The 6,784-nt window shown below is 71.3% G+C and carries 12 protein-coding genes; 4 read left to right on the forward strand and 8 right to left on the reverse strand.

Annotation, left to right across the window (positions count from 1 at the left end; translation table 11 throughout):
- Together GKQ77_RS24205 and GKQ77_RS24210 are read right to left on the reverse strand one after the other, a co-directional pair.
- The coding region (locus GKQ77_RS24205) for a YihY/virulence factor BrkB family protein (RefSeq protein WP_219691045.1) at positions 1-942 on the reverse strand (942 nt) is incomplete at its 3' end.
- Positions 943-1,007: 65 nt separating this feature from the next.
- Positions 1,008-1,277, reverse strand: coding sequence for a hypothetical protein (locus GKQ77_RS24210; RefSeq protein ID WP_258021862.1), 270 nt, complete (start codon positions 1,275-1,277; stop codon positions 1,008-1,010).
- A 96-nt stretch (positions 1,278-1,373) separates the two neighbouring features.
- Between GKQ77_RS24210 and GKQ77_RS33590 the strand changes: the two genes are divergently transcribed.
- Positions 1,374-1,544, forward strand: a complete 171-nt coding sequence (locus tag GKQ77_RS33590; RefSeq protein WP_125510748.1) for a hydrophobic protein — start codon at positions 1,374-1,376, stop codon at positions 1,542-1,544.
- A gap of 68 nt (positions 1,545-1,612) precedes the next feature.
- Here the strand turns inward: GKQ77_RS33590 and GKQ77_RS24215 are convergent, their stop codons facing one another.
- Together GKQ77_RS24215 and GKQ77_RS24220 are read right to left on the reverse strand one after the other, a co-directional pair.
- The gene (locus GKQ77_RS24215; protein WP_219691046.1) at positions 1,613-1,837 is read right to left on the reverse strand and encodes a hypothetical protein; all 225 of its coding nucleotides are present in this window, start codon (positions 1,835-1,837) and stop codon (positions 1,613-1,615) included.
- Between the two features lie 112 nt (positions 1,838-1,949).
- A complete protein-coding gene (locus GKQ77_RS24220) occupies positions 1,950-2,840 on the reverse strand; it encodes an ANTAR domain-containing protein (protein WP_258021863.1) in 891 nt (296 codons plus the stop codon).
- Between the two features lie 363 nt (positions 2,841-3,203).
- Here GKQ77_RS24220 and GKQ77_RS24225 point away from each other — a divergent pair, with 363 nt between their 5' ends.
- A complete protein-coding gene (locus GKQ77_RS24225; protein ID WP_219691047.1) occupies positions 3,204-3,383 on the forward strand; it encodes a hypothetical protein in 180 nt (59 codons plus the stop codon).
- A 128-nt stretch (positions 3,384-3,511) separates the two neighbouring features.
- Entirely contained in the window at positions 3,512-4,303 is a 792-nt protein-coding gene (locus GKQ77_RS24230; RefSeq protein WP_219691048.1) for a DJ-1/PfpI family protein, read from the forward strand.
- A 16-nt stretch (positions 4,304-4,319) separates the two neighbouring features.
- On the opposite strand, the gene GKQ77_RS24235 is transcribed toward GKQ77_RS24230, so the two are convergent.
- The 4 genes from GKQ77_RS24235 to GKQ77_RS24250 are packed head-to-tail and all read right to left on the reverse strand — an operon-like array spanning position 4,320 to position 6,424.
- On the reverse strand, positions 4,320-4,940 hold the full coding sequence (locus GKQ77_RS24235; RefSeq protein ID WP_164551660.1) for an L-threonylcarbamoyladenylate synthase: 621 nt from the start codon (positions 4,938-4,940) through the stop codon (positions 4,320-4,322).
- Positions 4,941-4,992: 52 nt separating this feature from the next.
- Positions 4,993-5,466: a hypothetical protein gene (locus GKQ77_RS24240; protein ID WP_219691049.1), complete on the reverse strand. Its 474-nt coding sequence runs from the start codon at positions 5,464-5,466 to the stop codon at positions 4,993-4,995.
- 53 nt (positions 5,467-5,519) lie between these two features.
- Positions 5,520-5,993, reverse strand: a complete 474-nt coding sequence (locus GKQ77_RS24245) for a hypothetical protein (protein ID WP_219691050.1) — start codon at positions 5,991-5,993, stop codon at positions 5,520-5,522.
- 5 nt (positions 5,994-5,998) lie between these two features.
- Positions 5,999-6,424: a hypothetical protein gene (locus GKQ77_RS24250; protein WP_219691051.1), complete on the reverse strand. Its 426-nt coding sequence runs from the start codon at positions 6,422-6,424 to the stop codon at positions 5,999-6,001.
- A gap of 119 nt (positions 6,425-6,543) precedes the next feature.
- On the opposite strand from GKQ77_RS24250, the gene GKQ77_RS24255 reads away from it, so the two are divergent.
- Positions 6,544-6,784, forward strand: a 241-nt coding sequence (locus GKQ77_RS24255; protein WP_219691052.1) for a tetratricopeptide repeat protein, incomplete at its 3' end; no start/stop codon positions are given.

A 6,784-nucleotide genomic window follows, 5' to 3' on the forward strand; every position in this document is an offset into this window, starting at 1 on the left:
GCCGGCCCCGGGCCCGGCCCCGGCCCCGGGCCCGGCCTCGGCCTCGCCCTCCGGACACGGTGCCTCCGGCATCGGGCGGCCGGTCCGCACCCGCGTCAGCTCCACGGTGAACTGCGCCCCGGCGAGCAGCGCCAGATGGGACACCCACAGCCACACCAGGAAGACGACGACACCCGCGAGGGAGCCGTACAGCTTTCCGTAGCTGCCGAATCCCGCCGCGTACCACGTGAACAGGCCCGAGGCGAGCAGCCAGAGCAGCGCGGCAAGCACCCCGCCCGGCAGGATCTGGCGCCAGCCGCGGACCTGGGGCGGCGCGTTGCGGAAGAGCACCAGGACCAGCAGCGCCACCAGGCAGACCAGCGCGGGCCACTTGAGGACGCTCCAGGCGGTCTGCCCCGCGTCGCCGACACCGAGGCGCCGCCCGAGCCCCTCGGCGAGCGGACCGCTCAGCACGAGGAGCAGCGCACTGGCGACCAGCAGCGCCAGGAGCGTCAGGGCGGTCATCAGGACGCGGTGCGCCTTGCGCAGGGCGGGGCGGCAGTCCGGCTCGCCGTGCATCGCGTGCAGCGCCCGCCGGAACACGGCCGAGTAACTCGAAGCGGACCACAGGGCGCTGACCCCGCCCGCGATCACCACCGTGAGCGCCGCGGAACGGGCGTCGGCCATCTCGCTCAGCGCCTCGTGCAGGGAACGGCCCGACTCCGCGGGCGCCCAGTCCGTGACCTCGGCGATGAGCGCCTCCGTCGTGTCGGGACTGACCAGGCTGATCAGGCTGACCGTGACGAGGAGCGCGGGGAGCAGGGCGAGGATCGCGTAGTACGTCAGCGCCGCGGCCCAGTCCGATACGTCGTCGTTCCACATCGACACCGGGGTGCGGCGCAGGGCGGTGCGACGGTGCGCCCACGCCGACGCGCCGCCCGAGGGCTCGGGGGGACTGTCCATGGGCCTGCTCCTTCTCGCGCGTTCGCGGCGTGGGCGCCGCCCTCACCGGAATCCGGTCCGACCTATCAGTCCCGCTGCTCCGCCTGCTCCGCCTCGTTGCGGTTGAGGCCGTGGGCCAGCTCCTGCAACACCTCGTGCTGGGTCTTACCGGTCATCTCGGCGATCTGAAAGAGCAATGCGGCACACAACGCGGTCGCGCTGTCGGCGACTTGGTCCAGATTGCCGTCGGCGGCGCGTTTCTCCGCGACGTATTCGTCCATTACCTGTTCGCCGGAAATGTATGCCGTCATGGCCTCGATACCGGCACGCACGCGGTCGTAGTCATTCATCGTCATGGCCGCAGACTTTCACGTCCCCGCGCCCCCGCGCCAAAACGGGCTGTGCATAAGGGAGCAGGGCCGGGGCACATGGTGCCCTGGAGGTTGATATCGATGGTTCCCCTTATCGTTGTTCTACTGCTGGCCCTGCTTCTCTTCGGTGCGGGATTCGCCCTGAAGGCGCTGTGGTTTGTCGCGGCCGTGGTGATCGTCCTGTGGCTGCTGGGATTCGTGATGCGTTCCACTGGGGCAGGCGGCCGACGAGGCCGTTGGTATCGCTGGTAGAGAAGACCGCCACCACCGCGGCCGGGGTCCGGACGGATTATGTCCGGGCCCCGGCCGCGTACTGCTGTTCAGGCGGCGTTCCTGTTCCGGCCCTGCGGGCGCCTGTGACGCTCCGCCGCCGTCGGCGCGTCACCGCCGCCGGGGATCAGGCGCAGATGGTGCCGACGGGCATGCCGCGCGTGGCGGGCGGAAGAGGCCGGGCCTTTGGGGTCGAGCAGCCCGTCCTCCAGACGCACGGTCACGAACACCAGCAGCGCCAGCCCCGGCAGGAGTAGGACGGCGACCGCGATCATGCCGCTCCCCTTTCCGTTGTGGACGCTCTCGCGGGTGCCCCTGGAAACGCGAGGAAAGGGTGCCTCGGCGTGAAGATTCCGCAACAAACCGGCTGCCGCTGCCGTGACGCCCCTACAGCTCCCGGGCGCGAGCCAGTTGGTGAAGGTCCTCCAGGGCGTCCAGCAGGACCGTCCGGCGGTGCCAGTCGATCCACGTGCCTACGGCGCGGCTCGTGTGGTGCAGCGCCTGGAGCTGCACCCGGGTGAAGCCGACCAGGGGGCGCGCGTGGTGGGAGGAGATGACGCCGTGCACGGTGTCGGTGTCGTCGACGAGCGGGACGCTGTGGCAGGCGCGGCTGCCCGCCGAGAGGATGACGCGGCGTGTGACGTCGTCGAAGCCGGGCGATGAGGCGATTTCCTTGACGGTGACCTGGTGGCTCGCGGTGGCGGCCCGCGAGCAGGCGGTGCCGCCGTCGACGAACGCGAAGTAGTCCGTGAACTGCCGGGGCAGCCCGGCGTGCTTCTCCATGCGCAACGTGCCGTCCTCGACCAACTGCACGTTGCCCATGTACGTACTGGTGATGTGCATGACGCGGCGCAGCGCGGCGCCGAGGACCTCGCCCTGGTTCCGCTCGTCGAGGGTGCCGGCGCCGAGCGCGGTCAGGGGCGGCGCCGGACGCCGCTCCCGGGTGTTGAACCACACGGCGGCGCCCTGGGCGGGCCCTCGCGTGCGGGCGACCGCGGTGGCCAGCTGATGCAGTTTGATGTTGGCCCGCTGGGACGCCTGGCGCATCAGCGTGAACGCCGCGTCCGGGTCCGGCAGGCCGTACCGCTCGACCAGCACGCCCTCGGCCAGCGCGATCTTGGGGCGGGCGCGGACCTGTACCTCCAGCTCGATGACCTGCTCCTGCAGCCGTCGCGCCTGGGCGGCGAGCCGTTTCGCCTCCTGCATGCCGGAGGGTGGCTGGCCATCACGCTCGGCCCGCTCGGCCTCGGGGTGAGGTTCAGGGTGGTGGTCGGTCATGTCGCTCTCTCCTGCGGCGCGCTCGGAACTGGCACCTCGTGGTTCGGCCCGGCCCCCACGAGACGGGTCTGTTCCCCACGCACATGGAAGTGACAGTAGCGGGGGCCGTTCGGTGTTGTCATGGCACCCCTGGAAGAGCGGCCGAGAAGGGTGAACGGGACCGGCGCGACGGCGGACGTGCCTGGTCAGGAGCGGTCGGCCGGATCAGGCGAGGTTCGTCACAGGGACTGCGTCACAGGGGCTGCGTACCAGGGAATTCGTCACAGGGAGGGCGCATGGACCTGCCGCCCCGGGGAAGTCGGCCGGTGAGTCACCCCCCGCATCGCCGCGCGGCGTCGGGCCGCGTTCCCCGAAGGAGTAAACGTGCTCGCTATAGCCGCCGCCGTCGTATTCGGCACAGCCTGGATCCTGCACCTCACCGAGACCTCGACCAACATCTTCTTCGGCACCACGAGCCTGATGCTGCTCGGCCTGACGCTGGTCGCCCTGCATCTCGCCGGGGTCGGCGCCGGCTGGTCCCCGCAGAGCCGTCGGCGCCGCTGACCTTCCGAAGAGCGGCGGCCGTCGCGCGCCGAGGCCCGCGTCCGTTCTCCGCGTCCGGGAACTCCTGTGCGTTGACGCACGACTACTGGAGCGTCAACCACTGGACGGACGAGGGGTGTTGGTCGGACATGAGCACGGATGATGGCAAGCCGGTGCCGAGCCGTCGCGGTCTGCTGCGCGGCACTGTGGCGGGCGCGGCGGTCGCGGCCGTCGGCGCGAGCGGCGGCCCGGCGCCGGCGGCCGCGGAGGACGGGCGGCCTGAGGTGAGGAGCGGCCAGGTGGAGGTGGCGATACTGCTCTACGACGGCTTCACCGCCCTGGACGCCGTCGGCCCCTACGAAATGCTGTGCCGCCTGCCGAACACCCGCGTCACGATGGTGGCCAGGGAGCCCGGACCGGTGCGCACGGACACCGGCGAGCTGAGCCTGATCGCGGAACGGGCGATGCGGGACGTACGCCGGGCCCACGTGCTGCTCGTCCCCGGCGGCGGGCAGCGGGGCACCACCGCGATGATGGAGGACACGGCCGCGCACGAGTGGATCCGCCGCATCCACCGCCGCTCGGTGTGGACCACATCGGTCTGCACGGGCTCGCTGATCCTGGGGGCGGCGGGCTTGCTGCGCGGCCTGCCCGCCACCACGTACTGGGCCTCACGCCCGTACCTGAAGGACGTCGGCGCGATCTACACCCCGGGCCGCTTCGTCGAGACGGGGAAGATCATCACGGCTGCCGGGGTCTCCGCGGGCATGGACATGGGCCTCCACCTGGCCGCCCGGCTCTCCGACGAGAAGGTGGCGCGGGCGATGCAGCTCGCGGTCGAGTACGACCCCGATCCGCCGTACGACACCGGGAGCCCTGAGAAGGCCGACGCCGAGACCGAGGCGCTCGCCCTGAAGCTGCTCGCCGACGCGGCCCGCTGACGGCCGGGCCCCGCCGCTACTCGAACCGCGTGGTGTCGCCCGCCCCATGCCGTACGACCTCGGCCTCGCCGCTGGAGAAGTCGATGACGGTCGTCGGCTCGGTGCCGCAGTCACCGGAGTCGAGGACGATGTCCACGACGTGGTCGAGCCGCTCCTTGATGTCCCAGCCCTGGGTGAGCGGCTCGTCCTCGTCGGGGAGCAGAAGGGTGCTGGAGAGCAGCGGCTCGCCCAGTTCGGCGAGGAGCGCCTGGGTCACCGTGTGGTCGGGGATGCGGACCCCGACGGTCTTCTTCTTCGGGTGGAGCAGCTGGCGGGGGACTTCCCTGGTCGCCGGGAGGATGAAGGTGTAGCGGCCGGGGGTGGTGGCCTTGATGGTGCGGAACACGTCGTTGTCGAGATGGACGAACTGGCCCAGCTGCGCGAAGTTCTGGCACACGAGCGTGAAGTGGTGGCGCTCGTCGAGGTCACGGATCGTACGGATCCGGTTGATGCCGTCACGGCTGCCGAGCTGGCATCCCAGCGCGTAGCAGGAGTCCGTGGGGTACGCGATGAGCGCGCCGGAGCGGATGCTGTCGACCGCGCTGGTGATGCTGCGCCGCTGGGGATTGTCGGGGTGCACGTCGAAGTACTTCGCCATTGGCCGAGTCTAGGTGATCAGGGCGCGGGTGGCGGGCGGCGGCACGGGGCGCTCAGTGCCAGGGGCAGCGGGGCAGCCCGGGGAACGGGTCGGTGCTGGTGAGGACGCTGCTCGCGGGCATGTTGCCCCACGCCTTGAGGCCGGGCAGCTCCACGGCCTCGTCGCCTTGGGTGTAGTACCAGATGTTGTTCCCGCCCTTGTGGGCCTCGCCGATCGAATAGCAGACGAACCAGCTCTGGGTCGTCTTGAGGCGCCCGGTCACGGGGGCGTCGAAGGCCGGGCGGCCGTAGAGATCGCCCGGGGCGTTGGCGCAGTACAGGTCGCCGGTGAAGGTGTTCCCGAGCGTGTCCTTGTGGACGATGCCGGGCCGCAGGACGCAGGTCACGTCGTCCGCGGAGGCCGGGGTGGCTGCCGAGGCCGGTGTGGTCGCCGAGGCCGGGGTGGTCGCGGGCCAGGCGGCCGCCGCCGTGAGGACGAGGGCCGACGCGACGATCCGTCCGCGTCTTACCAGGTGGGAAAGCGCCACGAGTTCACTCCTGGAGTCGGTTGACAGGGCGTCAGTGGGGGAGGGGCGGCCGGTCAGCTGGGCATGCAGGCCGGCACGCCGGGGAACGGGTCGGGCTCGGTCTCCACGCGGAACGCCGGGACGTACCCCCAGCCCTTCCACAGCGGCCAGTTGGTCACCTCGTCGCCCTGCGTGTAGTACCAGATGCGGTTGCCGCCCTGGTGCAGGTCACCGCTCTCCCAGCAGACGAACCAGCTCGGCGAGGTCTTCAGCTTGGCGATGACCGTCCCGTAGACCTCCGGGGTCGCGAAGACGTCCGCGACCGCGTTCTCGCAGTACAGGTCCTTGGTGTACGTGTGGCCCTTGACGTCGGTGTGCCGCACGCCCTCACGGACGTGGCAGACCGGCGCCGGGGCCGTGGCCGAAGCGGCGGCGGACGCGGTCGCGGGCAGACACATCGCGGTCATCGCCGAGGCCAGCAGCGCACCGGCGGCACGGCGGCTTCCACGGCGCCGGTTCTGCGGCGCCGCCTGGGTCGTCCGCGTCATCTCCCTCACCCCCATGAGCACTTGGGCAGGCCGGGGACCGGGTCCTGGGGCGTCTCCAGCATCACCGCGGGCATATAGCCCCAGGCCTTCGCGGTCGGGCGCGAGACAACCTCGTCGCCCTGGGTGTAGTACCAGATGTTGTTGCCCCCGGCGTGCTGGTCACCCACCTTCCAGCACACGAACCAGCTGCGGGTGGTCACCATGCGGCCGACCACCGGGCTGTCCGTGAACGACTGCAGGCGCACGTCGCCCGGCGTGTTGTCGCACAGGATGTCCGCGTCCCACGACATGCCGGTCCAGTCCGTGTGGGCGCTGCCCTCGCGCATGACGCAGGCGGTCGCGGAGGCCTGCGCCGGTTCGGTCGCGGTGCCGACCAGGCCCGTCGCGGCGACCGCCGTCGCGAGCAGCGCGCCGCCCGTACTTCGCTCCATGGAATCTCCCGTCCCCCTCAGTCCTTTCGGTGACCGGAGTCTGACGCGCACCGCTGACGCCGGGCTGACCGATCCCTCCCGGCGGCGGGCCTGGGACAACGTGTACATAAGGTAGCCGCATGTCCGAGGACTCCCCCCTGATACGTAGCTTGCGCACGGCCGTTGAAGCGGCACCCGCCGATGTGCCGCTGCGGCTGCACCTGGCCGAATTGATGCTGGACGCCGGGCAGCCGGACGCCGCGGTCTCGGAGGTGGCCGTCGCTCTGCAGCACGCGCCGGGTGACGGCCAGGCCCGCGCGCTGATGGCCCGCGCGATGGGCGCGCCCACCTCCGGGCTGGCGCCCGGGCCCACCCCTGGCA

It is taken from the genome of Streptomyces anatolicus (assembly GCF_019400875.1).
In the GTDB taxonomy this organism is placed as follows: Bacteria; Actinomycetota; Actinomycetes; order Streptomycetales; family Streptomycetaceae; genus Streptomyces; species Streptomyces anatolicus.